The 25,964-nt window shown below is 62.1% G+C and carries 21 protein-coding genes; 11 read left to right on the top strand and 10 right to left on the bottom strand.

Annotated elements, in window-relative coordinates; all coding sequences use genetic code 11:
- The first annotated feature begins 47 nt into the window (after window positions 1-47).
- Genes HYE77_RS00715 through HYE77_RS00725 form a run of 3 tightly spaced genes read left to right on the top strand, consistent with a single transcriptional unit; the run spans window position 48 to window position 5,660 of the window.
- Window positions 48-1,286, top strand: coding sequence for a TolC family protein (locus HYE77_RS00715; RefSeq protein ID WP_177019749.1), 1,239 nt, complete (start codon window positions 48-50; stop codon window positions 1,284-1,286).
- On the top strand, window positions 1,279-2,550 hold the full coding sequence (locus HYE77_RS00720; RefSeq protein ID WP_008435954.1) for an efflux RND transporter periplasmic adaptor subunit: 1,272 nt from the start codon (window positions 1,279-1,281) through the stop codon (window positions 2,548-2,550). The genes HYE77_RS00715 and HYE77_RS00720 overlap by 8 nt, the downstream gene beginning before the upstream one ends.
- Window positions 2,547-5,660 (top strand): efflux RND transporter permease subunit, encoded by a 3,114-nt coding sequence (locus tag HYE77_RS00725; protein ID WP_177068252.1) that lies wholly within the window; start codon window positions 2,547-2,549, stop codon window positions 5,658-5,660. Before HYE77_RS00720 ends, HYE77_RS00725 begins: the two co-directional genes overlap by 4 nt.
- 102 nt (window positions 5,661-5,762) lie before the next feature.
- Here the strand turns inward: HYE77_RS00725 and HYE77_RS00730 are convergent, their stop codons facing one another.
- Window positions 5,763-6,878, bottom strand: a complete 1,116-nt coding sequence (locus HYE77_RS00730; protein WP_177068253.1) for a Gfo/Idh/MocA family protein — start codon at window positions 6,876-6,878, stop codon at window positions 5,763-5,765.
- Window positions 6,879-7,306: 428 nt separating this feature from the next.
- On the opposite strand from HYE77_RS00730, the gene HYE77_RS00735 reads away from it, so the two are divergent.
- The 5 genes from HYE77_RS00735 to HYE77_RS00755 all read left to right on the top strand — a co-directional run bounded on the left by HYE77_RS00735 (window position 7,307) and on the right by HYE77_RS00755 (window position 12,651).
- Window positions 7,307-8,347: a YCF48-related protein gene (locus HYE77_RS00735; RefSeq protein WP_256347082.1), complete on the top strand. Its 1,041-nt coding sequence runs from the start codon at window positions 7,307-7,309 to the stop codon at window positions 8,345-8,347.
- Between the two features lie 15 nt (window positions 8,348-8,362).
- On the top strand, window positions 8,363-10,738 hold the full coding sequence (locus HYE77_RS00740) for an RND family transporter (RefSeq protein ID WP_003211205.1): 2,376 nt from the start codon (window positions 8,363-8,365) through the stop codon (window positions 10,736-10,738).
- A 118-nt stretch (window positions 10,739-10,856) separates the two neighbouring features.
- A complete protein-coding gene (locus tag HYE77_RS00745) occupies window positions 10,857-11,153 on the top strand; it encodes a DUF5629 family protein (protein WP_003211207.1) in 297 nt (98 codons plus the stop codon).
- Window positions 11,140-12,315 (top strand): lactonase family protein, encoded by a 1,176-nt coding sequence (locus tag HYE77_RS00750; RefSeq protein WP_177068255.1) that lies wholly within the window; start codon window positions 11,140-11,142, stop codon window positions 12,313-12,315. Before HYE77_RS00745 ends, HYE77_RS00750 begins: the two co-directional genes overlap by 14 nt.
- Window positions 12,316-12,471: 156 nt before the next feature.
- Window positions 12,472-12,651: a hypothetical protein gene (locus HYE77_RS00755; RefSeq protein WP_003211212.1), complete on the top strand. Its 180-nt coding sequence runs from the start codon at window positions 12,472-12,474 to the stop codon at window positions 12,649-12,651.
- Window positions 12,652-12,782: 131 nt separating this feature from the next.
- Here HYE77_RS00755 and HYE77_RS00760 read toward each other — a convergent pair whose 3' ends face one another.
- From HYE77_RS00760 to yegQ, 4 genes are all read right to left on the bottom strand, one after another.
- Window positions 12,783-13,376, bottom strand: a complete 594-nt coding sequence (locus tag HYE77_RS00760) for a glutathione S-transferase (RefSeq protein ID WP_177068256.1) — start codon at window positions 13,374-13,376, stop codon at window positions 12,783-12,785.
- Complete coding sequence (locus HYE77_RS00765; RefSeq protein ID WP_177068257.1) at window positions 13,373-17,011, bottom strand: AAA family ATPase; 3,639 nt, start codon at window positions 17,009-17,011, stop codon at window positions 13,373-13,375. Before HYE77_RS00765 ends, HYE77_RS00760 begins: the two co-directional genes overlap by 4 nt.
- The gene (locus HYE77_RS00770) at window positions 17,008-18,249 is read right to left on the bottom strand and encodes an exonuclease SbcCD subunit D C-terminal domain-containing protein (protein ID WP_177068258.1); all 1,242 of its coding nucleotides are present in this window, start codon (window positions 18,247-18,249) and stop codon (window positions 17,008-17,010) included. The genes HYE77_RS00765 and HYE77_RS00770 overlap by 4 nt, the downstream gene beginning before the upstream one ends.
- 191 nt (window positions 18,250-18,440) lie before the next feature.
- Complete coding sequence (yegQ, locus tag HYE77_RS00775) at window positions 18,441-19,760, bottom strand: tRNA 5-hydroxyuridine modification protein YegQ (RefSeq protein WP_023658943.1); 1,320 nt, start codon at window positions 19,758-19,760, stop codon at window positions 18,441-18,443.
- Between the two features lie 149 nt (window positions 19,761-19,909).
- Here yegQ and HYE77_RS00780 point away from each other — a divergent pair, with 149 nt between their 5' ends.
- Window positions 19,910-20,971, top strand: a complete 1,062-nt coding sequence (locus HYE77_RS00780; RefSeq protein ID WP_003211223.1) for an AI-2E family transporter — start codon at window positions 19,910-19,912, stop codon at window positions 20,969-20,971.
- Here the strand turns inward: HYE77_RS00780 and HYE77_RS00785 are convergent.
- The 3 genes from HYE77_RS00785 to HYE77_RS00795 form a co-directional block, all read right to left on the bottom strand.
- Window positions 20,968-21,147: a hypothetical protein gene (locus HYE77_RS00785; RefSeq protein WP_003211225.1), complete on the bottom strand. Its 180-nt coding sequence runs from the start codon at window positions 21,145-21,147 to the stop codon at window positions 20,968-20,970. The genes HYE77_RS00780 and HYE77_RS00785 overlap by 4 nt on opposite strands.
- A gap of 103 nt (window positions 21,148-21,250) precedes the next feature.
- Window positions 21,251-21,445 (bottom strand): hypothetical protein, encoded by a 195-nt coding sequence (locus tag HYE77_RS00790; RefSeq protein WP_003211226.1) that lies wholly within the window; start codon window positions 21,443-21,445, stop codon window positions 21,251-21,253.
- A gap of 232 nt (window positions 21,446-21,677) precedes the next feature.
- On the bottom strand, window positions 21,678-22,031 hold the full coding sequence (locus tag HYE77_RS00795) for a hypothetical protein (RefSeq protein WP_008435927.1): 354 nt from the start codon (window positions 22,029-22,031) through the stop codon (window positions 21,678-21,680).
- A gap of 241 nt (window positions 22,032-22,272) precedes the next feature.
- Here HYE77_RS00795 and HYE77_RS00800 point away from each other — a divergent pair, with 241 nt between their 5' ends.
- A complete protein-coding gene (locus HYE77_RS00800; RefSeq protein WP_003211230.1) occupies window positions 22,273-23,091 on the top strand; it encodes a shikimate 5-dehydrogenase in 819 nt (272 codons plus the stop codon).
- 273 nt (window positions 23,092-23,364) lie between these two features.
- Here HYE77_RS00800 and HYE77_RS00805 read toward each other — a convergent pair whose 3' ends face one another.
- Window positions 23,365-24,012 (bottom strand): YceH family protein, encoded by a 648-nt coding sequence (locus HYE77_RS00805; protein WP_003211232.1) that lies wholly within the window; start codon window positions 24,010-24,012, stop codon window positions 23,365-23,367.
- A gap of 126 nt (window positions 24,013-24,138) precedes the next feature.
- On the opposite strand from HYE77_RS00805, the gene HYE77_RS00810 reads away from it, so the two are divergent.
- The gene (locus tag HYE77_RS00810; protein ID WP_003211233.1) at window positions 24,139-24,648 is read left to right on the top strand and encodes a DUF1993 family protein; all 510 of its coding nucleotides are present in this window, start codon (window positions 24,139-24,141) and stop codon (window positions 24,646-24,648) included.
- Between the two features lie 68 nt (window positions 24,649-24,716).
- Here the strand turns inward: HYE77_RS00810 and sstT are convergent, their stop codons facing one another.
- A complete protein-coding gene (gene sstT, locus HYE77_RS00815) occupies window positions 24,717-25,937 on the bottom strand; it encodes a serine/threonine transporter SstT (protein ID WP_003211235.1) in 1,221 nt (406 codons plus the stop codon).
- Window positions 25,938-25,964 lie beyond the last annotated feature (27 nt).

Below are 25,964 nucleotides of genomic sequence, written 5' to 3' on the forward strand. Positions count from 1 at the left end.
GGGCCGCGTAAAGCGGTGCACAGCGCAACAGAACAGGACACTTCAAGATGAATTTCCTATGCGTGCGTGCCCTGGTGATGGGCGTGCTGGCGTGGCCGACGCTGGCGTCTGCGCTGACCCTGGATGAGGCCTTGCGCCTGGCGCAAAACAACGCGCCGTCGCTGACGGCTGAATCCTCCAAATTGCAGGCCGCGACCCAGGCGGCGATTCCGGCCGGCGAACTGCCGGACCCGAAACTGGTAGTAGGCCTGCAAAATTTCCCCGTCGGCGGGCCCAATCGCGGCACGTTGTATGGCGATGACATGACCGAGCAAATGATCGGCATCCAGCAACAAGTGCCCAGCCGCGACAAGCGCAAGGCACGGGTTGAGTTGGCGTCGGCCAGCGTGGACACGGCTGCCGCCGAAGGCCGGATCGAGCGCTTGAATGTGCGTCAGGCCACCGCCCAGGCGTGGATTCGCGCCTATGCGGTGGAGCGTAAAGAGGCGCTGTTCAAGGACTTCTATCAGCAAAATCGCCTGCTGCAAGACACCGTGCGTGCGCAACTGGCCGGCGGTCGCGGGCAGCCTTCCGACGTCGTGATCCCGAAGCAGGAAGCGGCTGACCTGGCCGAGCGCGAGGATGAGCTGATCCAGCAACGCGCCCAGGCCCGGGCGGCCCTCAAGCGCTGGATCGGCTCGGCCGCCAGTGAAGCCCCCAGCGGGCAATTGCCGAACTGGAAAATCGACACCACCGGCTTCACCCACAACCTGCACCAGCACCCGGTTCTGCAAGCCTTTGCACCGCGCACCCGCGAGGCCGAAGCCCGGCTGAACGAGGCCAAGGCGCAAAAGACCTCGGACTGGAGTTGGGAAGTGGACTACCAGCACCGAGGCCGTGAGTACGGCGACATGGTCAGCCTGCAATTCACCTTCGATTTGCCGATCTTCCCCGGTCGCCGACAAAACCCCGGTATCGCCGCCAAGCAGGCCGAACTCGACCAACTGGACGCCGAACGCGAAGCCAAGACCCGTGAGCATACCCAGGAACTCGAAGACGACCTGGCCAACTACCAGCGCCTGGACCGCGCCGTGCAGCGCAGCCAGGACAGCCTGGTGCCGCTGGCCGAGGAGAAATTGTCGCTGAGCCTGGCGGGGTATCGCGCGGGCAAGGGCGACCTGATGAGCGTGGTCAGCGCCCGCCGCGAGTGGGTCGAGGCGCGCTTCAAACAGATTGATGCCATTGAACAGCGCGCCCTGACCGGCGCCCAGCTGTATTTTGCTTACGGGGAACCCGCCAATGAATAACCGAATCGTGAATATGGCCCTGTTGGGCGGCGTCCTGCTGCTGGGTCTGGGTGGCGGCTATTGGCTGGCGCAGACACGCGAGGCACAGCCGGCCATGGTCGGGACGATGCGGGCGCCGGACGAGAAAAAGGCGCTGTACTGGTACGACCCGATGTACCCGCAGCAAAAATTCGACAAGCCGGGCAAGTCGCCCTTCATGGACATGCAACTGGTGCCGCGCTACGCCGGTGGCGCCGAGGAGAGTGCGGCGATTCATATCGATTCGAGCCTGACCCAGAACATCGGTGTGCGTCTTGCGAGCGTCAGCCGTGGGGTGCTGGCGTCGAGTCTTGAGCTGTCGGGAATCCTTGCGTTCAACGACCGCGATGTGGCGGTGGTGCAGGCGCGGGCTGCGGGATTTGTCGAGCGGGTTTACGCCCGCGCGCCGGGGGATATGCTCAAGGCCCAGGCGCCCCTGGCGGACATTCTGGTGCCCGAATGGGCCGCCGCTCAGGAAGAGTTCCTTGCTCTGCGACACAGCGATCCAGGTTTGTTGGCTGCCGCCCGCCAGCGTCTGCGCTTGAGCGGAATGCCTGCCGGGTTGATCACGCAGATGGAGCGCAGCGGCCGGGTGCAATCGGTGATGACCATCACCACCCCGCTGGGCGGCGCGTTGCAAACCCTCGACGTACGCGAAGGCATGACCGTCGCGGCGGGTCAAACCCTGGCGCGGGTCAATGGCCTGGGCACCGTGTGGCTGCAGGTCGCCGTGCCTGAAGCCCAGGGCGCCGCGCTGGCCGTTGGGCAAACGGTCGAGAGCCGTTTTGTCGGGTTGCCGGGACAGGTCGTCAAAGGCACCGTCGCCGCGATTCTGCCGGCAACTGCCATGGACAGCCGCACCGTGCAGGTTCGGGTCGAACTGCCCAACCCTGACGGTATGTTGCGCCCCGGTATGACCGCCCAGGTGCGCCTGGCCCAATCCAGCGGCCAATCGGTGCTGTTGCTGCCGAGCGAGGCGTTGATTCGCACCGGCAAACGCGTGCTGGTGATGGTGGCCGAGGAGGGCGGGCGATATCGCCCGGTAGAAGTCCAGGTAGGTGCAGAAAACCAGGACAACACCGTCATCCTCGCCGGCCTGCAGGAAGGCCAGCAGGTGGTGGCCTCCGGTCAATTTCTGCTGGACTCCGAAGCAAGTTTGAAGGGAATTACCACTCAATCGTCCGGCGGTTTTTCAGATGAGGGGGCCATGGACGGCATGAGCATGCAACCGGGAGCCCGGCCATGATCGCCCTGTTGATTCGCTGGTCGGTGGCCAACCGCTTTTTGGTGTTGTTGGCGACTTTATTCGTGACGGCCTGGGGTTTGTGGGCGATCCAGAACACCCCGGTGGACGCCTTGCCGGACCTGTCGGATGTGCAGGTGATCATCCGCACGCCGTACCCGGGCCAGGCCCCGCAGATTGTCGAGAACCAGGTCACTTACCCGATGACCACCACCATGCTCTCGGTGCCGGGGGCGAAGACCGTGCGTGGCTTTTCGTTCTTCGGCGACAGCTACGTCTACGTGCTGTTCGACGAGGGCACCGACCTGTATTGGGCGCGCTCGCGGGTGCTGGAATACCTGAGCCAGTTGCAGGCGCGTTTGCCGGCGTCGGCCAAGCCGGCGCTGGGCCCGGATGCCACCGGTGTCGGCTGGATCTACCAGTACGCGCTGGTGGACCGCACCGGCAAACACGACCTGGCGCAACTGCGCTCGTTGCAGGACTGGTTCCTCAAGTTCGAGCTCAAGACCCTGACCAATGTCGCCGAAGTGGCGACCATCGGCGGCCAGGTCAAGCAGTACCAGGTGCAGATCGACCCGCTGGCCCTGGCCAGTCGCGGCATCACCCAGGCCCAGGTGGTGGAAGCCATCGGCAAGGCCAACCAGGAAACCGGCGGTTCGGTGCTGAACATGGGTGAGTCGGAATACATGGTGCGTGCGTCCGGCTACCTGAAAACCCTGGAGGACTTTCGCGGCATTCCCCTGCGGCTCGACACCCACAACGTGCCGGTGACCCTTGGGGATGTGGCGACGATCCAGCTGGGCCCGGACATGCGCCGGGGCATCAGTGAACTGGATGGCGAAGGCGAGGCGGTGGGCGGCGTGGTGATCCTGCGCAGCGGCAAGAACGCCCGCGAGGCCATCGCGGCGGTCAAGACCAAGCTGGAGCAACTGCAAACCAGCCTGCCGCCCGGGGTGGAAATCGTCACCACCTACGATCGCAGCAAACTCATCGATCGCGCCGTGGACAACCTCAGCCACAAGCTGCTCGAAGAGTTCCTGGTGGTGGCGCTGGTGTGCGGGATCTTCCTGTGGCACCTGCGCTCCTCGCTGGTGGCGATCATTTCGTTGCCGGTGGGGGTGTTGATTGCCTTTATCGTCATGCGCTTCCAGGGCATCAACGCGAACATCATGTCCCTGGGCGGGATTGCGATTGCCATCGGCGCGATGGTCGATGGCGCGGTGGTGATGATCGAGAATGCCCACAAGAAAATCGAAGCCTGGCACCACGCGCATCCGAACCAGGAATTGAAGGGGGAGGCGCATTGGAAGGTCATCACCGATGCGGCAGTGGAGGTGGGGCCGGCGTTGTTTTTCTGCCTGCTGATCATCACTTTGTCGTTTATCCCGGTGTTCACCCTGCAAGCCCAGGAAGGCCGCTTGTTCGGGCCGCTGGCCTACACCAAGACCTATGCCATGGCCGCTGCAGCGGGGTTGTCGGTGACCCTGATCCCGGTGCTGATGGGCTACTGGATTCGCGGGCGTATTCCCGATGAGCAACGCAACCCGCTGAATCGCGGCCTGATCAAACTCTACCAACCGGCCCTCGACGCGGTGTTGCGCTGGCCGCGCATGACCTTGCTGGTCGCGCTGCTGATGGTCGCCAGTGCGCTATGGCCAGTGTCGCACCTGGGCGGTGAATTCCTGCCGCCGCTGGATGAGGGTGACCTGTTGTATATGCCGTCGGCGTTGCCTGGTTTGTCGACGCAAACTGCCGGCGCATTGCTGCAACGTACCGACCGCTTGATCAAGAGCGTGCCGGAAGTCGCCCACGTGTTCGGCAAGGCCGGCCGCGCCGAAACCGCCACCGACCCGGCGCCGCTGGAAATGTTCGAAACCACCATCGAGTTCAAGCCGCGAGACCAATGGCGGCCGGGCATGACCCCGGAAAAACTGGTGAAGGAACTCGACCGGGTGGTGCAGGTGCCGGGGCTGACCAACATCTGGATTCCGCCGATCCGCAACCGCATCGACATGCTCGCCACCGGGGTCAAAAGCCCGATCGGCGTGAAGGTCGCGGGTTCCAGCCTGATGGACATCGACGCCGTGACCCAGGCCGTGGAAAAGGTCGCCAAGACGGTGCCCGGCGTCAGCTCGGCGCTGGCGGAACGCCTGACGGGCGGGCGCTACATCGACGTGGATATCGACCGCCCGGCCGCCGCGCGTTATGGCCTGAACATCACCGATGTGCAGTCCATTGTCTCCGGGGCGATTGGCGGGGAAAACATCGGCGAGACCGTCGAAGGCTTGGCGCGGTTTCCCATCAACCTGCGCTACCCGAAAGAATGGCGCGACTCGGTGAGCGCGATGAGCAACCTGCCGATCTATACGCCGTCAGGCAGCCAGATCACCCTGGGCACCGTGGCCAGGATCAAGGTCAGCGAAGGCCCGCCGATGCTCAAGAGCGAAAACGCCCGGCCTTCAGGCTGGGTGTACATTGACGTGCGTGATCGCGACCTGGCGTCGGTGGTGAAGGACTTGCGCGAGGCGATCAACCAGAAGGTGCAACTGCAACCGGGCATGAGCCTCAGCTACTCGGGGCAGTTCGAGTTCCTGGAGCGGGCCAATGCGCGCCTGAAACTGGTGGTGCCGGCGACCTTGCTGATCATCTTCGTGCTGCTGTACCTGACGTTCCGGCGGGTGGATGAGGCGCTGCTGATCCTCGCCACGTTGCCGTTCGCGCTGACGGGAGGGGTGTGGTTGCTGTACTGGCTGGGCTTCAACCTGTCGGTGGCGACGGGTGTTGGATTTATCGCGTTGGCGGGGGTGTCGGCGGAGTTTGGCGTGATCATGCTGCTGTATTTGAAAAACGCCTGGGCCGAACGCCAGGGAGGAGGGGACCAGGCCCTGCTGGAAGCCATCACCGAAGGTGCCGTATTACGCGTGCGGCCCAAGGCGATGACCGTGGCCGTAATCATCGCCGGCTTGCTGCCGATCCTTTTAGGCGGCGGCACCGGCAGCGAAGTCATGAGCCGGATTGCCGCCCCCATGATTGGCGGCATGCTCACAGCGCCCTTGCTCTCCCTCTTCGTCATCCCGGCGGCATATAGGCTAATGCGCAAATCCAAAAGCTAACGACAATCAAATGTGGGAGCGGGCTTGCTCGCGAAAGCGGTGTGTCAGTCGCCAGATGCCGTGGCTGACCCACCGCGTTCGCGAGCAAGCCCGCTCCCACATTTAGACCTCATTCAGCCTGACCCACCGCTCCTCCTTGGCCGCCACCCGAATCGCCGCCGCCAACCGCTCAACCTCCCAAGCCGCCGCAAAATCCGTCCCGTCACTGCCCTTGCCGGCCAACGCCATCACCAACTCATGCACCTCCAGCGTCTTCAACTCGTTGTACCCCAACTGATGCCCCGGCGCCGGACTGAACGCCGCATACCCTGGCAACGAAGGCCCCGCCAACACCCGCTGAAACCCCTCCTGCCCAACCCGAAACAGCTGCAATTCATTCAGCCGTTCCTGATCAAACAACAACGTGCCTCGGGTGCCACTGATCTCAAAGCTCAGGTGATTCTTATACCCATGCTTCAGCCAGCTACTGCTCACCGTCCCCCGTGCCCCATTGGCAAACCGCAACAACGCATGCACCTGGTCATCCACCGCAATCTCCCGCAGCGTCTCACTCCCGGCGGTGGCAGGCCGCTGCCCGTGCACCGTTTGCGTATCGGCACACACACTCACCACATCCCCCACCAAATACCGCGCCATGGACAGTAAATGGCTGCCCAGATCCGCCAACGCACCGCCGGCATGTCCCATCTCACAGCGCCACGACCACGGCGACGCCGAATCCGCCATGAAATCCTCGCTGAACTCCCCCTGAAAACTGATGATCTCCCCCAACTCACCGCGGGCGATCAACTGCCGGGCCAAGCCAATCATCGGGTTGTGCTGATAGTTGTAACCCACCCGCGTCACCACCCCGGCCTTGCTCGCCGCATCACGCATCGCGGCCGCTTGCTCCAGGCTCACCGCCAGCGGCTTCTCGCAATACACCGCCTTGCCTGCCGCCAGTGCAGCCATGGCCATGGGGTAGTGCAAATGGTTGGGAGTAGTGATGGCGACAACATCCACCTTGGGATCGTCAATCAACTGCTGCCAGTCGCCATGGGCCTGGGCAAACCCCCAGTCATTGGCGCAGCGTATTGCGCGCTCGGTATCGGCATCGGCCAGGGCGGCCAGCGTGAGCTTCACCGGCAGTTCAAACACCGCCCGCGCATTATTGAACGCCAAGGCGTGGGCACGCCCCATAAAGCCTGTACCAATCAGGCCGATTCCGAGTTCGCGCATAGCCGGGTTCCTTCGAATTATTGTATTGAGAAGCCTATTTATGGAATAAATATTCCCAAAACTCAACACGTAGAATAAAAATTCATTCCAAGACCCACACCTCACCCCGTGGCGAGGGAGCTTGCTCCCGCTGGGCTGCGCAGCGGCCCCAAAAAGCGTAGGAGCGCTGCGCACTCCAGCGGAAGCAAGCCCCCTCACCCCAACAGCCCCCCTCCACGGATCACCGCCGCTGATAGCACTACATTCAGCACCGACCCAAACCCCTCCAGTTAACAAAACATAACGTAGCGCCGATTGTCAGACGATTCCAAAGCCCGCTAGGATGGCCCAGCTTGCCCAAGGCGCTCTAGATTGCAGGTTTCAGGGCTCCCCACGGCAAGACGACCTAACAATAATAAATGGGAGAAAGGTCTATGAGTGAGCCTGTCATGGGTGTGGTGTTTTTCCGCCCGAAGGCCACGCGCAGGGTCGCATTGCTGGCCACAGCGCTCTCGTTGCTGGGGGTTGTCGCGTTGTCGGCACCGGCCCATGCCGCCACAGAAACCACCGCCGCCGCGGTGTTCGCCATTGACTCCCCCAAGGCCGCCAAAAGCCTGATGATCGACGTGGTCCACGCAGGCAAGCGCCTGGTCGCGGTCGGTGATCGCGGGCACATCCTCTATTCCGACGACCAGGGTGTCACCTGGACCCAAGCCAAAGTCCCCACCCGGCAACTGCTGACCGCCGTGTTTTTCGCCGACGACCAACACGGCTGGGCGGTGGGCCATGACGCACAGATCCTCGCCACCACCGACGGCGGCGTGACCTGGACCCAACAATTCCAGGACCTCAAGCGCGAAGCACCGCTGCTCGACGTCTGGTTCAAGGACGCCAGCAACGGCTTTGCCGTGGGTGCCTACGGTGCGCTGATCGAAACCACCGACGGGGGCAAGACCTGGGACGACGTCAGCGACCGCCTCGACAACGAAGACCAATACCACCTCAACGCCATCGCCCAGGTGAAAGATGCCGGGCTGTTTATCGTCGGTGAGCAGGGCAGCATGTTCCGCTCCCATGACGAGGGGCAAACCTGGGAAAAACTCGAAGGCCCCTACGAGGGCTCGCTGTTCGGCGTGATCGGCACCGCCCAGGCGCAGACGCTGTTGGCCTACGGCCTGCGTGGCAACCTGTTCCGCTCCACGGATTTTGGCAGCACCTGGGAGCCGGTGGAGCTGAACGCCACTCGTGGCGCGCTGGAATTCGGTTTGTCGGGGGCGACCCTGCTGGACGACGGTTCCATCGTGGTGGTGGGCAACGGTGGCAGCGTGGTGGTCAGCCACGACGACGGCCTGACCTTCAGCGTATTCAATCGCCCGGACCGCATTTCGCTGTCGGCGGTCACCGCGGCGGGCAACGGCAACTTGATTCTGGCGGGGCAGGGCGGCGTTCGCGTGGCCAGTCCAACCGGCGCCGAGCCGACAAAACAATAAGAAGGCGGGGACACAATGAGCAGTCATCACAACGACAAGGCCACGTTTCTCGAGCGCCTGATTTTCAATAACCGCCCGGCAGTCATCACGATCTGCCTGCTGGTGAGTATTTTCCTGTTCTGGCAGGCGACGTTGATTCGCCCGTCCACCAGCTTCGAAAAAATGATCCCCCTCCAGCACCCCTTCATCGAGAGGATGATGGAGCACCGCAATGACCTGGCGAACCTGGGCAACACGGTGCGCATTTCGGTGGAGGCCAAGGACGGTGACATCTTCACGAAGGAGTACATGGAGACCCTGCGCCAGATCAACGACGAGGTGTTCTACATCTCCGGCGTCGACCGCTCCGGCCTCAAGTCCCTGTGGAGCCCCAGCGTGCGCTGGACCGAAGTTACCGAAGAAGGCTTTGCCGGCGGTGAAGTGATCCCGCAGAGCTACAACGGCTCGCCGGAAAGCCTCGACCAGTTGCGCAACAACGTGCTGAAGTCCGGGCAGGTCGGGCGGTTGGTGGCCAACGATTTCAAGTCGAGCATCGTCGACATTCCGCTGCTGGAGTCCTATCCGGACCCACAGGACCAGGGCAAGCTGCTGGCCCTGGACTACCGTAAGTTCTCCCATGAGCTCGAAGACAAGATCCGCGACAAGTTCGAAGCGCAGAACCCCAACGTCAAGATCCACATTGTCGGTTTTGCCAAGAAGGTCGGCGACCTGATCGACGGCCTGGTGATGGTGGTGATGTTCTTCGGTATCGCCTTCGTCATCACCCTGGTGCTGCTGCTGTGGTTTACCAACTGCCTGCGCAGTACCGTCGCGGTGTTGAGCACCACGCTGGTGGCGGTGATCTGGCAGCTCGGGCTGATGCATGCGCTGGGTTTCGGGCTGGATCCCTACTCGATGCTCGTGCCGTTCCTGATCTTCGCCATCGGTATTTCCCACGGCGTACAGAAGATCAACGGCATCGCCCTGCAATCCAGTGATGCCGACAACGCCCTGACCGCGGCCCGGCGTACCTTCCGCCAGCTGTTCCTGCCGGGCATGATCGCGATCCTCGCCGATGCGGTCGGTTTTATCACCCTGCTGATCATCGACATCGGTGTGATCCGCGAGCTGGCAATCGGTGCTTCGGTGGGGGTGGCGGTCATCGTGTTCACCAACCTGATCCTGCTGCCGGTGGCGATCTCCTATGTCGGCATCAGCAAGCGCGCCATCGCCAAGAGCAAGAAGGATGCGCACCGCGAACACCCGTTCTGGCGCCTGCTGTCGAAGTTCGCCAGCCCCAAGGTCGCGCCGGTGTCGATAGCCCTGGCGCTGATCGCCTTCGGTGGCGGCCTCTGGTACAGCCAGAACCTGAAGATCGGTGACCTCGACCAGGGTGCACCGGAACTGCGCCCGGACTCGCGATACAACAAGGACAACAATTTCATCATCAACAACTACTCCACCAGCTCCGACGTGCTGGTGGTGATGGTCAAGACTCCGCCCGAAGGCTGCTCGCGGTATGAAGCCATGGCGCCCATCGACCAGTTGATGTGGAAGATGCAGAACACCGAAGGCGTGCAGTCGGCCATCTCGCTGGTGACCGTGTCCAAGCAGATGATCAAGGGCATGAACGAGGGCAACCTGAAATGGGAAACCCTGTCGCGCAACCCGGACGTGCTGAACAACTCCATTGCCCGTGCCGATGGCCTGTATAACAACAACTGTTCGCTGGCGCCGGTGCTGGTGTTCCTCAACGACCACAAGGCCGAAACCCTCGACCGCGCGGTGCATGCAGTGCAGGACTTCGCGAAAGAGAACAACAAGGACGGCCTGGAATTCATCCTCGCCGCCGGTAACGCCGGGATCGAGGCGGCCACCAACGAGGTGATCAAGGAGTCCGAGCTGACCATCCTGATCCTGGTGTACCTGTGCGTGGCCACCATGTGCATGATCACCTTCCGCTCGTGGGCGGCGACCCTGTGCATCGTGCTGCCGCTGGTGCTGACCTCGGTGCTGGGCAACGCGCTGATGGCGTTCATGGGCATCGGTGTCAAGGTCGCGACCTTGCCGGTGGTGGCGCTGGGGGTGGGGATCGGCGTGGACTACGGCATCTACATCTACAGCCGCCTGGAGAGTTTCCTGCGGGCCGGCCTGCCGTTGCAGGAAGCCTATTACCAGACGCTCAAGTCCACCGGTAAAGCCGTGCTGTTCACCGGCCTGTGCCTGGCAATCGGCGTATGCACCTGGATCTTCTCGGCCATCAAGTTCCAGGCCGACATGGGTCTGATGCTGACCTTCATGCTGCTGTGGAACATGTTCGGCGCGCTGTGGCTGCTGCCGGCGCTGGCACGCTTCCTGATCAAGCCCGAGAAGCTGGCGGGGCAGAAGGGCAATTCGCTGTTCGCCCACTGATCCAACGCTGTTTGCCAAAACGCCGTGGCCTGTGCCACGGCGTTTTGCATTGCGCGGGCTTAGGCCGATGCAACGATTTGACCTATCATGAGGTCTTTCCTCTTGATGATTGATGGTTATGACTGCCGACACCGCTACCTTGCCCGACGCTTTTGAAGACTGCCAGATGGTCGAAATCGATGGCCTGCACAGCTTCGATTTCAGCCTGGATGACCAGACGTTATCGATCATCTGCATGGACGGTCGCGTCGAGAAGCGCTGGAGTTTCACCCTGGAGCAAGTCAAGGCGGCGACCTTTGATCAAACCCTGCAAAGCTGGACACTTACCGATGACAAGGGCGAACACCGCCTGGTCTGCATGAGCGGCGTCACCGGCAACAATAATGACGAGGATGAAGCGGATGATGATGCGTAAATTCTGGCCCCTGCTGATGGCCGGCAGCGTAGGCGCAATGTCGGTCCAGGCCGCGCCGGTGGACACCTATGAATTGCTCGTTGGCAGCTACACCGCCGGCACCAGCGAAGGTATCTACCGTTTGCAGTTCGACAGCCGTACCGGGCAGTTCAGCGGCCAGCCGGTGCTCGCCGCCAAGGCGGCCAACCCGTCTTGGCTGACCCTGTCCAAAGACCAGAAGCACCTGTTTGTGGTCAACGAAAACGGCCCGGGCCAAAAAGACCCGGTGGGGCGCGTCAGCAGCTACAGCATCGACCCGAAGAACCATCAACTGACCCTGATCAACCAGGTGCAGAGCCTGGGCAACGAGCCGACCCATTCCAGCCTGGCCAGTGACGGGCGCTACCTGTTCGTGGCCAACTATTCGGTGCTGGAAGATCCGGGCGGCAGCCTCGCGGTGCTGCCGCTAGACACCGAAGGCAAGCTGTCGCCGCCGGTGCAGTTGAGCGGGCACCCGGCCAGCCGGGTCAACCCGGAGCGCCAGGCGTCCAACCACGTGCATTCGGTGGTGTCTTCGCCGGACGGCAAATACGTGTTTGTCCAGGACCTGGGGGCGGACAAGATCTTTGCCTACCACTACGACCCCAAGGCCAACCATGAACTGCCGCTGACCCCGGCCGACCCTGCGTTTGTGCAATTGCCACCGGGCAGCGGCCCGCGGCACCTGCTGTTCACCGCAGACGGCAAGCACGCCTGGCTGACCACCGAGATGAGCGCGCAAGTGGCGGTGTTCGACTACAACGATGGCAAGCTGACCCAGAAGCAACTGGTCAACTTCGCGGATGGCCAGCCGGTGTCCGACAAGGCCGGTGCTGCACTGCACACCTCAAGCGACGGCAAGTTCCTCTACGTGAGCAACCGTGGCACCGCCAACCAGATGCTGGTGTTTGCCATCGATTCGGCCACTGCGCAGCTCAAAGAGATCCAGCGCCGATCGGTGGAAGGTGACCATCCCCGGGAGTTCGCCCTGGACCCCAGCGGCAAGTTCCTGCTGATCGCCAACCAGAAGAGCAACGAGATTGTGGTCGTCGAGCGCGATCCCAAGACCGGTCTTTTGGGCAAAACCGTGCAGAAACTGGCGATTGATGCCCCCAGCGACCTCAAGTTCCTGGTGCGGCAATAAGCCACAGGCCCCGCAGTGCGGGGCCTGACTTGTTGTATTAATACTATTAATAGCGGCTAGTGTTTCAATGAATTTCTAAGGCTATCCCCTCGGGCGTAAGTTTGGTTCCAAGGCCAACACAGGCCACCAAGCCAACCGAACACAAGGGTTACCGACATGAACTTCAATCTTTTCTCGATCATCGCCGCTTCCGCTGTTTCCGCCACCGTAGCGTTGCCAGCCAGCGCCAGTGTTGAAATCAGCAGCAAAAAAACCAGCACCAGCGCCTACACCCAGAAATACCTGCAACAAAGCGCCAACTTCTACGCAGCGCTGGACCACAAAATCCAGAACTGATCTTGAAGCTGATGAAGATCAAATGTGGGAGCGGGCTTGCTCGCGAAAGCGCCGGGTCAGTCTATACATGGGCTGACTGATACACCGCCTTCGCGAGCAAGCCCGCTCCCACATTTTGTCCTGCGACAGTCTCAGGTTTTTGCCATCACGGCGATGAACAACGGCGATTCCAGGAAGCGTTGCAACCAGCCCTGCAATCGCGGATAGGGCGCCTGGCCAAACCACTCCCGATCCACATGGGCAAACTGCCGCACAAACGGCGCAAGTGCCACATCCGCCAGGCTCAAATGCCCGGCCAGCAAATACTCCCGCTCCGCCAGCAACCCCTCCAGCCTCATCAAAAACACCTCACCCTCGGCCCGATAATGCTCCGTCGGATACTCCGGATAGCGCTCGGCATACTTGTATCGATTCAATTGATGTTTGAAGCCCTGATCATTCTCTTCAATCAGCGCCTGCGTCGCCCGATCATCCCCAAGCAACCAACCCTCAGGATCGTTCTGTGCCAGTGCCCAGCGCATGATCGCCAGGCTTTCATCGATCACCCGGCCATCCACACTCAGCACCGGCACCGTGCCTTTGGGTGACAACGCGAGCATCTCAGCCGGCTTGGCCTTGAGGCTGACCTCGATGATCTGCACCGCCACCCCTGAATACCGCAAGGCCATCCGCGCCCGCATCGCATAGGGGCAACGGCGGAACGAATACAACACGGCGTCGCTCACTTGACCTCCAGGGTGCTCAAGCCATTGCCCTGGCGCTTGACCTGAATCTGCACCGGAATCCGCTCGTGCATTTCCTGCACATGGGAAATCACCGCGACCTTGCGGCCCTGGGCCTGCAAGCCGTCGAGGGCGTCCATCGCCAGTTGCAGCGACTCGGGGTCGAGACTGCCGAAGCCTTCGTCGATAAACAGCGACTCGATCTTCAACGTGCTCGACGCCATCGACGCCAGGCCCAAGGCCAGTGCCAGCGACACCAGGAACGTCTCGCCGCCGGACAACGAGTGCACCGAACGCAGTTCGTCGCCCATCTCCGTGTCGAGTACCAGCAGGCCGAGCATGCTGCCGCCGCGCTTGAGGCGGTAGCGGCGCACCAGTTGGCGCAGTTGGACGTTGGCGTGGTGCACCAGCAGGTCGAGGTTGTAGGCCTGGGCGATCTTGCGGAAGGTATCGCCGGTGGCCGAGCCGATCAGCGCATTCAGGCGTGCCCAGCGTTGCCATTCTTCGTAGGCCTTGGCGATCTCGGCCGCCAAGGCCTGGTTGGCATCCTGGCGGCGCTGGTCGTCGGCCTGTTGGGCGCGCAGTTCGGCGCAGTGTTTTTCGCCAATGATCAGCGCGGCATTGAGTTCGGCCAGGGCGCTGTCCAGTTGCTCGGCGTCGAGGTTGCCGTTGTGCAGCGCCTGGTGATCCTTGAGCCGCTGTTCGCGCTCTTGCAGCAACACCTTGGCCTGCTCGATGGCTTTTTCGCTGTGTTGCAGCTGCTGGCGTAGCTCGGCCACCTGCGGCTCATCGAAGGCCACCAGGCGCGCCAGGCCTTCGTCATCGAGTTCCGGGTGCAACGCGCGCCAGTCGTTCAGGCGCGTGCTGAGGGCCAGGTGCTCGGTGTCCAGGGATTGTTGGCGCTCTTGCAGCGACTTGAGGTCGGCGGCCAGTTGGATCAACTGGTTGCGGGTGTCCTGCAACTGCTGGTTGGCCTCGCTCTCATGCTGGCGAGCCTGCTCGACGGCCTGGTCCAGCTGCTGTTGCCAGTGTTCGGCGCTGGAGTTTTCGCCCAGTAGGCCGGCGAGTTTTTCCTTGGCGGCGTGTTGCAGGGCGCTCTGTTCGGCGAGCTGTTTGTGCAAAGTCTCCAGCTGCTGCTGGCGGTGTTGCTGGCGGTCCTGCTCTTTCTCGATGGCTTGCTGGCGCTGTAGCTGCTCGGCCAATTCTTCCTTTTGGTTGTCGAGCTGTTCCAGGCGCTGGCTGACCTGCTGGTCGAGCAACATGAAGGTCGCCGCCGGCTCGCTGCGCAGGCCTTCGAGGGTCTCGGTGGGCAGCAGGCTGGCGAAGGCGTTGAGTTCTTCGTCCAGGCGTTCGCGGTCGTTGGACAGTTCCCGTTGCTGGTCGATCAGTAACTGGCGCGCCTGTTGGCTGGCGTCCTGGGCGGCTTGCAGTTGTTGCTGCAAACGCCCGGCGTTCTGTTGCAGGTTGAGCAGGGCGCCCTGGCGTTGCTCGTCCTGGGTGAGGCTTTGGCTGAGCTGGCTCAGTTGCTGGGTGAGCCAGGCATCACGCTTGGCCGCGTCCTGGTTGAACAGCGAGGCCGACAGCGGATGGGCTTCAAGGCTTGGCAGCAAGGCCTGCAACTGGCTGGCGAGTTGCTCCTGTTGTTGCAGGAATTCCTTTTGCTGGGCGATCAGGCCGCCCACTTCGCCACGCAGGTCAGTGAGTTTTTCCTTGAGCACATCCACGGCTTGCTGCGCGTTGGCTTCTTCGCTTTCGTCGTGGCGGGTCAGGCTTTGCAGCATAGCTTCGGGCTGGTGATACGGGTGCTCGACGCTGCCGCACACCGGGCACGGCTGCTCATCCTGAAGCTGGCCGCGCAATTCCTCGACGCTGGCACTGCGGGCCAGGCGCTGGCGCTCCAGCAGTTGCTTGGTGACGGTCAGGGTCTGTTCGGCGACGGCCAGCTCGGCCTTGGCCTGCAAGCCGCTCTGGTTCAACAGTTCGCGTTGTTGCTGGGCGAGGGTCTGCTTTTGCGTCAGGGCCTGGCTCTGGCTGTCGAGTTGCTGATGGCTGTTCCACAGCCGCGCCAGGTCCTCAAACGCGCGATGTTGCTTGCGGTTGTCCTGGAGCAGGCTGCCGAGCAACTGGATCTGTTCGGCCACTGCATGGGGTTCGGCGCCGGCTTCGTGGTACAGCAGGTCAAGGGCTTCGCGTTGCTCGGTCCATTTTTCACCGAGACGAGTGGCGCGCTCTTCCAGTTGTGGCAGTTCGGCCTGGCCTTTATTGAGGCGATTGCCGATCAGCATCAGCTGTTGCAAGCGGTCGCGGTAGGCGCTCCAGGCCTCACTCAACGGCGCGAGGGCGGCGCTGCGTTCAAGCTCTGCGGCCAGCCGGTGCAGGCGCTCGGCGACAACTTTCTGCTTGTCGAGCAAGCCGGTCAACGTCGCCTGGCCTTCCACGCAGGCAGCTTCACCCAGCTGCTTCTCTTCGCTGCGTTTGGCCAGCTCACGGGTCAAGTGGGCGAGGGTGGTTTGCTCCTCGAAGGCCTGGCGCAGCAAGGGCACAGCGTCGGCTTGCTGCTTGAGGGCCTGGGCGAGGGCGGCTTGCACGTCGGCCTGTTGCTGTTGCAGTTGGGTCTGGCGGGTGTGCAACGCGGTTTGTTGCTCAAGGTGCTGCTGGATTTGCGCGGCAAGGGGCTGCAACTGCGTGGTCAGTTCGGCCTGGCGGGCGAAGTGGTGACGTTGCGGCGCCAGTTGTTCCAGGCGGCTGAGCTCCAGGCGCTGCGGGCCCTGGCTTGCCCAGTGTTGCTGGGCCTGTTGCAGTTGCTCGACCGCGCCTTGTTGACGCTCCTGCCATTCCCGCAGTTCCTTCAGCCAGGTGTGCTGCAACTCGAGTTGCTTGAGTTGCGCCTGCTGGGTCTTGAGCTGTTGCTGTGCGGCGGCCAGCTGTTCGTCGAGTTCGGCGCGGGCCTCGGGGGCCAGCGGGGTGACGCCGGTAGCCTGGTCCTGCAGGTGTTTGTGGGCGTCCCGGGCGTCCTTGGCCTTGTCGAAGGCGCGGCGACCGAGTTGGGTGTAGAGCGCCGTGTCGGTGAGCTTTTCCAGCAGTTCGCTGCGCTCGTTGTCGTTGGCCTTGAGGAACGCGCTGAACTCACTTTGCGCGAGCAATACAGCGCGGGTGAACTGCTCGAAGTTCAGGCCCAGGGCCAATTCCAGCTGGGTCTTGTATTCGGTTTTCTGGCTGGCCAGCAGTTGCTCGCTGTCCAGGTCGATCAGGCTTTGCCGGCTGGCTTGCAGCTTGCCGCTGGCCTTGTCCCGGGCGCGGTTGGCTTCCCAGCGGGCGCGGTAGCGACGGCCACTGACGCCGACAAAATCCACTTCGGCATAACCGCCGCCAGTGCCCCGGCGAATCAGGGTGCGTGGGTCACCGATGGAAATATCGGTGTCGGCATCCGGCATTTTTGCCTGGCCGGTATCGCCCAGGCGCGGCACGGCGCCAAATAGCGCCAGGCACAGCGCATCGAGCAAGGTACTTTTGCCGGCGCCGGTGGGCCCGGTAATCGCGAACAGCCCGGCGCTGGCCAGGGGCTCGGCGGTAAAGTCGATTTCAAACGGACCCGCCAAAGAGGCGAGGTTTTTCAGGCGAATGGCGAGGATCTTCATGGCTGTTCGCCCTCCTGTTGCACTTCCTGGAGCAGCACGGCGAAGTCCTTCAGGGTCTGTTCGTCCACTTCACTGCCGTAGCTTTCCTGCCAGGCGCGGCTGAACAATTCCTGGGGCGTGAGCTGGTCGAGTTCGATCAGGCGGTCTTCCTGGCTGTCTTCACGGCCTCCGTTGCCTGCGTATTCAGCGGCGATGCGCACCAGGCGCACGGCCTTGCCTTGCAGGGCGTTTTCCACCTGCTGGCGCAGGTCGGGTTGCGGTTCGTCGAGGCGCACCCGCACTTCCAGCCACGGTTGGCGCTGGGTTTCGGCCAGCAGGTCGATGTCGGGCAGGTCGGCCAGTTGCTTGAGGATGTCGGCCAGGGGCGCGGCTTCCAGGCGTTGCAGGTTGACCGAGCGCGGGATCAGGCGGGATTCGACGCTGACCAGGATTTCGCCGTCCAGTTGCACGTCGAGGATCTGGTGCTGGTAGCCGATTTCCGAGAATGACAGCGGAATCGGTGAGCCGCAGTAGCGAATCCGCTCCTCGCCATTCACCCGCTGGGGTTTATGCAAATGGCCGAGGGCCACATAGCTGACGCTGGCATCGAACAGGCTGGCGGGCAGCGCTTCGGCATTGCCGATGATCAGGCTGCGCTCGGAGTCTTCCGACACCGAGCCGCCGGCCATGTGCGCATGGCTGATGGCAACCAGTGCCTGGCCCGGCTGGCGCTTGGCATTGGCGGCAGCAATCAGCCACTCGTGAACCTGGCCGATGCCCCGCAGGTAATCGTCCCCCAGTTGGGCGCCGGTCACTTCGGCCGGGCGCAGGAACGGCAATGCCAGGCACCAGCCGGCAATTTCACCGTCGGCACCGGGCAATGGAATCAGCAGGCGTTCGACATCCAGTTGTCCGTCATCCAGCCACAGCACCCGGCCCAGGGCGTGGGTGCGCAGGCGGCGCATCAACGGCGCCGGCAGTTCGATGCGCGAGCCGGAGTCGTGGTTGCCGGCGATCATCACGATGGTCAGTGCAGGGTTTTGCTCATGGGCGCTGATGATGAAGTCGTACAGCCGCTCCTGGGCCTTGAGTGGCGGGTTGACCGTGTCGAAAATATCGCCGGCGATCAACAGCACGTCAGGGCGATGCAGGCCCAACTGGCCCAGCAGCCAGTCGAGGAAGCAGGTGTGTTCGAAGTCGCGTTCCTGGCCGTGCAGGTTTTGCCCAAGGTGCCAGTCGGAGGTATGAAACAGACGCAAGGCGATCTCCGTAAAAAAGAGGGTGACCGCTCAAGACAAGGTGGCGGTACGCAGAACCGCCAATTCTACTTTGCAAATGAACCTATTGCGCGTACGCCCTGCTTTTTGTGGTGGGGGAGCTTGCTGTGGTGAGGGAGCAAGCTCCCTCACCACAGCAAGCTGTCTCACACTCATTGAGGTGTCTGGCGAAGTTAAACGTCGCGCATCAAAAGGCCGAAACGCAGGTCCATCTCCGCCGGGATCGGCAAATACACCGTATGCCCGTCACCCGGCGCCACCGCGATGGCCTCGCCCTTGGCGTTGTGCAATGAGCCCAGGTCAAAGTGGAAATTCCCCGCCGGGGTCATCAGTTCCAGGTGATTGCCCACGGCAAAACGGTTCTTGACCTTGACCTCGGCCAGTTCGCCGCGCCGTTCACCGGTCAGTTCGCCGACGAACTGCTGGCGTTCGGACACCGAGCTGCCGTTCTGATAGTTCTGATACTCATCGTGCACGTGCCGGCGCAGGAAACCCTCGGTGTAGCCGCGCTGGGCCAGGGATTCGAGGTTGGTCATCAAGCCCCGGTCAAAGTCGCGCCCGGCCACCGCGTCATCAATCGCCTGGCGATATACCTGGGTGGTTCGGGCGCAGTAAAAGTGGGATTTGGTGCGGCCTTCGATCTTCAACGAGTGCACGCCCATGCGCGTCAGCCGCTCGACGTGCTGCACCGCCCGCAGGTCCTTGGCGTTCATGATGTAGGTGCCGTGTTCATCTTCGAAGGCGGGCATCTGTTCGTCGGGGCGATTGGCCTCCTGCAGCAGGAACACCTGGTCGGTGGGCGCACCGAGGCCCAGGGTCGGCTCGGGCGCATAGTGCTGCACGATGTCGCCGACCGCGTTTTCCACCGCCGGCGTCGCCTGGTATTTCCAGCGGCAGGCGTTGGTGCAGGTGCCCTGGTTGGCATCCCGCTTGTTCATGTAGCCCGACAGCAGGCAGCGCCCGGAATAGGCCATGCACAGCGCACCGTGCACAAACACTTCCAGCTCCATGGCGGGGACTTGCTGGCGAATCTCGTCGATTTCCTCCAGCGACAACTCCCGCGACAGGATGATCCGGCAGATGCCCTGCGCCTGCCAGAATTCGACGCTGGCCCAGTTCACCGTATTGGCCTGCACCGACAGGTGGATCGGCATGTGCGGGAAGTGCCGGCGCACCAGCATGATCAGGCCCGGGTCGGACATGATCAGCGCATCCGGGCCCATGGCGATCACCGGGGCAAGGTCCTTGAGGAAGGTTTTCAGCTTGGCGTTGTGAGGCGCTATGTTGACCACCACATAGAACCGCTTGCCCTGGGCCTGGGCTTCCTGGATGCCGAGGGCGAGGTTGGCGTGGTCGAACTCGTTATTGCGCACCCGCAGGCTGTAGCGCGGTTGCCCGGCGTAGACGGCATCGGCACCGTAGGCAAAGGCATAACGCATGTTTTTCAGGGTGCCGGCGGGGGCGAGCAGTTCGGGGGCGATAACGGGAGGCATGGGTTCGGGTCGCAAAAGGGCGGCAGGGTAGCCGGGCCGGGTGCGCAGTTTATTGATCCAGGTCTAATAAGTAGGGCACTCGCGGGATTTGCAGTGGACTAAACATCAAGGCGCACATGAGCGCCTGGTGTTTTAGACATGGACCGAACATGAACCAAACCAACCTGCAATTCAAAACCCTGCTGTTACTGCTCGCCCTGGTGACCATCGCGTTTATCTGGATTTTGCTGCCGTTCTACGGCGCGGTGTTCTGGGCGGTGATCCTGGGGATCATCTTTGCGCCGATGCAACGGCGCTTCCAGCAACGTTTTGGCTGGAACCGCAATCTCACATCCCTGGCAACCCTGACGGTGTGCCTGATAATCGCGATTCTGCCGGTGATCATCACCAGTGCCTTGCTGGTGCAGGAGGGCGCGACGCTTTACAAGAACGTCGAGAGCGGCAAGCTCGACGTTGCCGGGTATATCGAGCAGTTCAAGAACTTCCTGCCACCGTATTTCCAGCATCTGCTGGACCGCTTCGGCATGGGCAACCTGGAAGGCCTGCGGGAGAAGATCGTCAAGAGTGCGATGCAGGGCAGCCAGTTTTTTGCGACCCAGGCGTTCAGCTTCGGCCAGGGCACGTTTGATTTCCTGGTGAGTTTTTTCATCATGCTGTACTTGCTGTACTTCCTGCTGCGCGATGGCCCCGAGCTGGTGCGCAAGGTGCGCACCGCGGTGCCGCTGGCCGAACCGCAGAAGCGTCGCCTGCAATTGAAGTTCAACCGGGTGGTGCGTGCCACGGTGAAAGGCAACGTGCTGGTAGCGGTCACGCAAGGCGCGTTGGGTGGCTTGATCTTCTGGTTCCTGGACATTCCCAGCGCGTTGCTCTGGGCGGTGTTGATGGCGTTTCTGTCGCTGCTGCCGGCGGTGGGCGCGGGGATTGTGTGGGGGCCGGTGGCGGCGTACTTCCTGCTGAGCGGGTCGATCTGGCAGGGCGTGGTGCTCGGGTTGTTCGGGGTATTTGTGATCGGGCTGGTGGACAATGTGCTAAGGCCCATCCTGGTGGGCAAGGACACCCGCATGCCGGATTACCTGATCCTTATCTCAACCTTGGGCGGCCTGTCGATCTTTGGCTTGAACGGCTTTGTCATCGGGCCACTGATTGCTGCGTTGTTCATGTCCAGCTGGGCGCTGTTTGTGGAAACCAAACCGCGGGTGCAACTGCCTTAGGCATGAAAGCAATGCGCCATTTTGACCGACAGGGCCTGGGCGGCCGGTAGTGAAGTGAGTGGGCCGCTGATGGCTTCGCCATCGCGTACCAGGTACCAGCAGGCGAGTAGACCCAGCTCCCGGAGAGAGGCGGGAACGGCACTGCCGATGACAGACATGATTTGAATAGTGGGCATGATGACCTCCGATACGCTATGGAGGTGACATTACGGTGCGTGGGCCTTCAGGGAAAATCAACCTGCTCGATAGTCGACATCACTGTTATCGAGCGACCCTCAGTCAGTCGACCACCTGGTCGAGCATATGCACCACTTCCTGTTCACTGAGCAGGCCCTTGCGCACCAGGTTTTCCGTCAGCAAGGACAGGAACTTGGCGTTGCGATGGCCTTCCAGGGCCTTGAGCTCCGTCAGTACGCTATAGACCTTGCTCGAGGTGCAGAGGCCGGCGGTGCGATGTGGGTTTTGCGTGGGCATGGGCAATCGTCCTTGTTGTTATTGGTCGGACAGTGTTGATAGTGGAAGCCTTTTGAGACACAAACATGACAGCGCAGGCCCCGTTCGGGCAAGCGCCTATTGAGATCAATGATGTGGGATTTGGCCACAGCCATTGTCCTTATAACGACCTTGGCGAGATTTATTCAGACCTGCAGGCCAAAAAAAGGCCCCGCTTTTAGGGCGGAGCCTGTTCAGGTGTATCAGTTGAGGCTTACCAGCCGCGACCGTAATAGCCGTGTGGAGGGCCGTAGTAGCCGCGCGGTGGGCCGTAGTAGACCGGCGCCGGGCGGTAATAAACCTGTTGTTGCACATACACAGGCGGTGGCGGTGCGTAGTAGACCGGCGGCGGAGCGGCATACACCGGCTGCGGCTGGACATACACCGGTTGTTGCACGTAGACCGGCCGCGATTGGCTGGCGACGATCGAGCCGCCTACCACTGCACCAACAACGGCTCCCAGTGCGAGCGGAGCACCCCAACCACCACCGTGGGCGGAGGCCTGTCCTGCCATAGCGAGTGCGCCGATCAGCAAGGCGATCTTGGGGAGTTTACGAATCATGGTCATTCCTCGGTTAGCCCCTGCGCTCATGGTCTGCAATCAATCGACTCAAGGATTGTCGCGGGGATACTTTTAAGACAGCGTATTTCTAAAAAACAGCACAGCCGATAGGTAAAGGTTGTGTAAGGTCTGTATCGGTTGGCTTACACAAGTGGCCGGGCACAGTGCGTATGATCCATGACAACCCGCCGGCGCGGGTATTCCGTCTATCCGAAACCGCCTCTGGAATGGCTTCAAGGAGTTACCGATGCAGATGAACCCCAACAAGGACACCCAACTGTGCATGTCACTGTCGGCGCGCCCCGGGAACTTTGGCCTGCGCTTTCATAACCACCTGTACGAGCAGTTGGGGTTGAATTTCTACTACAAGGCCTTCAGTAGCCAGGACCTGCCTGGCGCCGTCGGTGGCATTCGGGCCTTGGGCATTCGGGGTTGTGGCGTGTCGATGCCGTTCAAGGAAGCCTGTATTGCCCTGGTGGATGAGCTGGACGATTCGGCGCGGGCCATTGCGTCAATCAATACCATCGTCAACACCGACGGGCATTTGAAGGCCTACAACACCGATTACATTGCCATCGAGCAACTGCTGCACAAGCACCAGGTGCCCAAGGACTCGACCTTCGCCCTGCGCGGCAGCGGCGGCATGGCCAAGGCGGTGGCCAGTGCCTTGCGCGATGGCGGCTACGCCAAGGGCGTGATCGTGGCGCGCAATGAAGAAGCGGGCCGGGCGCTGGCCCAGAGCCTGGGGTATGAGTGGCAGGCGCAGTTGGGTGCCTTGCGCCCGCAGATGCTGGTCAACGTGACGCCGATTGGCATGACCGGAGGGGCGGAAGCGGATCAGTTGGCGTTTGAAGCTGACGCGGTTGATGCGGCCGAGACGGTCTTCGATGTGGTGGCGATTCCCTCGGAAACCCCGCTGATCCTGCGTGGACGGGCCCAGGGCAAACGAGTGATCACCGGTTTGGAAGTGATCGCCATCCAGGCGTTGGAGCAGTTTGTGCTGTACACCGGCGTGCGGCCGACGGATGAACAGTTTCAGGCGGCGGTGGCATTTGCCCGGAGCTGAGCATCACCGCTGGCGGTGTGGAGAGTGAGCTTGCTGTGGCGAGGGAGCTTGCTGTGGAGGGTGAGCTTGCTGTGGAGAGTGAGCTTGCTGTGGAGGGTGAGCCTGCTGTGGCGAGGGAGCTTGCTTTGGAGAGTGAGCTTTTGTGGCGAGGGAGCTTGCTCCCGCTGGGTTGCGCAGCAGCCCCAAGAAAATGGGAGCGCTACGCACTCCAGCGGGAGCAAGCTCCCTCGCCACAAAAGCTCCATCACCACAGAAGCCCACTCACCACAAACATTACTCGAGCCGCGAAAGGCGCTCTTCCAGCGCCGCAATCCGCGCTTCCAGCTCTTCGATACGCTCCAGGGAAACCCCACTTCCCGCACCACGCTCCACCGGATTCCCACGCGCCGCCAGGATCGCTTCAATGTCCGCCGGGTCGCCCAGGGCGTGCATGTACCGATCTTCCCGCTGCCCCGACTGACGCGGCACCAACAACGCCAGCCCACGGGCAATCAGGCGTTCCAGTTGATGCACCACCTGCTCGGCATCTTCAAAGTCATGCATGCGCCCGCTGCGGGTCAGCAGTTCGTTGACCGTCTGCGGCCCCCGCAGGAACAGCAACCCGCTGAGAATCACCTGGGCCGGCACCAGCTCCAGCGCCTTGTCCACCCGATGCTCCCAGCGGTCGGCGCGGCTGCCCATCACCAGCCGGGTAAACCCGCGGCCTTCCAGGGCCCGCAGGCTCTGGCCAACCTGGCCCTGGCTGAGGTTCATCACCGGTTCGCGGCTGGTTTTCTGGTTACAGGCGATCACCAGCGCGTTGAGGGTCAACGGGTAGGTTTCGGGGCTGGTGGCCTGTTTTTCGATCAGGCAGCCAAGGATGCGGATTTCCGTGCTGTTCAGGCGCGGTTCTTCGGAAGTGGTGTCGTGCTCGGTGGTCATCGCGCTTTCCCTAATGCAGTGAGCTCACTAGCCTAATCCTGAAAAAATAAAAGACAAGCGGCGCCGGTGGCCGGCATGTCTATAATCGCGGCTGTTTCAAACCCTGCCACAACTGTCGAGACTGTCATGACTATTTCCCTGTACGCCGCTTCCCTCCCGGTCTTCAAGCAAATGCTCAACGCCCTGAGCGATGTGCTGAACAAGGCCGAGGCCCACGCCACCGCCAAGAACATCGACCCGAACGCCTTCCTGCAGGCACGCCTGTACCCGGACATGTTCCCGCTGGTGCGCCAGGTGCAGATCGCCGTCGACTTCGCCAAAGGCGTTTCTGCCCGCCTGGCTGAAATCGAAGTTCCGAAATACGACGATACAGAAGTCACCTTCGCCGACCTGCAAGCGCTGATCGCCAAGGTCCTGGCGTTTATCGACACCATCACCCCGGCCCAGGTCGACGGTAAAGAAGGCATCGAGATCATCACTCGCCCTGGCACCCCGAAAGAGAAGCGCTTCAGCGGCCAGTCGTACCTGCTGAGCTACGGCCTGCCGCAGTTCTTCTTCCACGTCACCACCGCTTACGCCTTGCTGCGTCACAACGGCGTGGAAGTGGGCAAGCGCGACTACATGGGCGCGTTCTAAGCCTTGTAATAAAAAGCCCGGGGCGGTTCATTCACGAACCGCCCCGGGCTTTTTTGTGCGCGCAAGGTCTACGCGGCTTGTTCTTCCTTGCCCAGGCACGCGGCAGCGGTGAACAACACATCGGTGGACGAGTTCAGTGCGGTCTCCGCCGAGTCCTGCAACACGCCGATGATGAAGCCCACGGCCACCACCTGCATGGCGATTTCGCTGGGAATGCCGAACAGGCTGCACGCCAGCGGGATCAACAGCAGCGAGCCCCCGGCAACCCCCGACGCGCCGCAGGCACACACCGCCGCGACCACGCTGAGCAGCACGGCGGTGGGGATGTCCACGGCAATGCCCAGGGTGTGCACGGCGGCCAGGGTCAGCACGGTGATGGTGATGGCAGCGCCGGCCATATTGATGGTGGCGCCCAGCGGGATCGACACCGAGTACGTGTCTTCATGCAGGCCCAGGCGCTTGCTCAACGCCAGGTTGACCGGAATGTTGGCCGCCGAACTGCGGGTGAAAAACGCGGTGATCCCGCTTTCCCGCAGGCACATCAGCACCAGCGGGTAAGGGTTGCGGCGCAGCTTCCAGAACACGATGGCCGGGTTGATCACCAGCGCGACGAACAGCATGCAGCCGATCAACACCAGCAGCAGGTGTGCGTAGCCCAGCAGGGCGCCGAAGCCGGACGTGGCGAGGGTCGAGGCCACCAGGCCGAAAATCCCCAGGGGCGCGAAGCGGATCACCATGCGCACGATCAGCGTGACGCCGTTGGACAGGTCCCCCAGTACGGTGCGGGTGGTGTCGCTGGCATGGCGAATGGCGATGCCCATGCCGATGGCCCACGCCAGGATACCGATGAAATTGGCGTTCATCAGCGCGCTGACCGGGTTGTCCACCACGCTCAGCAACAGGCTTTGCAACACATCACCGATACCGCCGGGAGGGCTGACGGCCACATCGTGGGTGGCCAGCACCAGCGAGGAGGGGAACAGCGTGCTGGCGATCACCGCGACCACGGCGGCAGCGAACGTGCCCAGCAGGTACAGGAACAGGATCGGGCGGATATGGGTTTCCTGGCCGTGCTTGTGGCTGGCAATCGAGGCCATCACCAGCACAAATACCAGGATGGGCGCGACGGCCTTGAGCGCCGAGACAAAGACCTTGCCAATAAACCCGGTGGCTTGTGCGACGTCGGGCAACAGCAGGGCCAACAGGATACCGGCGATCAGGCCGATGACAATTTGGGTGACCAGGCTGATAGACATCAGGCGTTGAAAGAGGGAAGGGGCAGCAGTCATAAAAAGGTTGTCTCTGGTTTTTTTAAT

The organism is Pseudomonas sp. IPO3774 (genome assembly GCF_013386835.1).
Taxonomy (GTDB): Bacteria; Pseudomonadota; Gammaproteobacteria; order Pseudomonadales; family Pseudomonadaceae; genus Aquipseudomonas.

What these genes read in the sequence shown, in the direction of transcription:
- HYE77_RS00715 (WP_177019749.1), top strand. Translation starts at nt 48, where the DNA reads ATGAATTTCCTATGCGTGCGTGCCCTGGTGATGGGCGTGCTGGCGTGG.
- HYE77_RS00720 (WP_008435954.1), top strand. Translation starts at nt 1,279, where the DNA reads ATGAATAACCGAATCGTGAATATGGCCCTGTTGGGCGGCGTCCTGCTG.
- HYE77_RS00725 (WP_177068252.1), top strand. Translation starts at nt 2,547, where the DNA reads ATGATCGCCCTGTTGATTCGCTGGTCGGTGGCCAACCGCTTTTTGGTG.
- HYE77_RS00730 (WP_177068253.1), bottom strand. Translation starts at nt 6,878, where the DNA reads ATGCGCGAACTCGGAATCGGCCTGATTGGTACAGGCTTTATGGGGCGT.
- HYE77_RS00735 (WP_256347082.1), top strand. Translation starts at nt 7,307, where the DNA reads ATGGGTGTGGTGTTTTTCCGCCCGAAGGCCACGCGCAGGGTCGCATTG.
- HYE77_RS00740 (WP_003211205.1), top strand. Translation starts at nt 8,363, where the DNA reads ATGAGCAGTCATCACAACGACAAGGCCACGTTTCTCGAGCGCCTGATT.
- HYE77_RS00745 (WP_003211207.1), top strand. Translation starts at nt 10,857, where the DNA reads ATGACTGCCGACACCGCTACCTTGCCCGACGCTTTTGAAGACTGCCAG.
- HYE77_RS00750 (WP_177068255.1), top strand. Translation starts at nt 11,140, where the DNA reads ATGATGATGCGTAAATTCTGGCCCCTGCTGATGGCCGGCAGCGTAGGC.
- HYE77_RS00755 (WP_003211212.1), top strand. Translation starts at nt 12,472, where the DNA reads ATGAACTTCAATCTTTTCTCGATCATCGCCGCTTCCGCTGTTTCCGCC.
- HYE77_RS00765 (WP_177068257.1), bottom strand. Translation starts at nt 17,011, where the DNA reads ATGAAGATCCTCGCCATTCGCCTGAAAAACCTCGCCTCTTTGGCGGGT.
- yegQ (WP_023658943.1), bottom strand. Translation starts at nt 19,760, where the DNA reads ATGCCTCCCGTTATCGCCCCCGAACTGCTCGCCCCCGCCGGCACCCTG.
- HYE77_RS00780 (WP_003211223.1), top strand. Translation starts at nt 19,910, where the DNA reads ATGAACCAAACCAACCTGCAATTCAAAACCCTGCTGTTACTGCTCGCC.
- HYE77_RS00785 (WP_003211225.1), bottom strand. Translation starts at nt 21,147, where the DNA reads ATGCCCACTATTCAAATCATGTCTGTCATCGGCAGTGCCGTTCCCGCC.
- HYE77_RS00790 (WP_003211226.1), bottom strand. Translation starts at nt 21,445, where the DNA reads ATGCCCACGCAAAACCCACATCGCACCGCCGGCCTCTGCACCTCGAGC.
- HYE77_RS00795 (WP_008435927.1), bottom strand. Translation starts at nt 22,031, where the DNA reads ATGACCATGATTCGTAAACTCCCCAAGATCGCCTTGCTGATCGGCGCA.
- HYE77_RS00800 (WP_003211230.1), top strand. Translation starts at nt 22,273, where the DNA reads ATGCAGATGAACCCCAACAAGGACACCCAACTGTGCATGTCACTGTCG.
- HYE77_RS00805 (WP_003211232.1), bottom strand. Translation starts at nt 24,012, where the DNA reads ATGACCACCGAGCACGACACCACTTCCGAAGAACCGCGCCTGAACAGC.
- HYE77_RS00810 (WP_003211233.1), top strand. Translation starts at nt 24,139, where the DNA reads ATGACTATTTCCCTGTACGCCGCTTCCCTCCCGGTCTTCAAGCAAATG.
- sstT (WP_003211235.1), bottom strand. Translation starts at nt 25,937, where the DNA reads ATGACTGCTGCCCCTTCCCTCTTTCAACGCCTGATGTCTATCAGCCTG.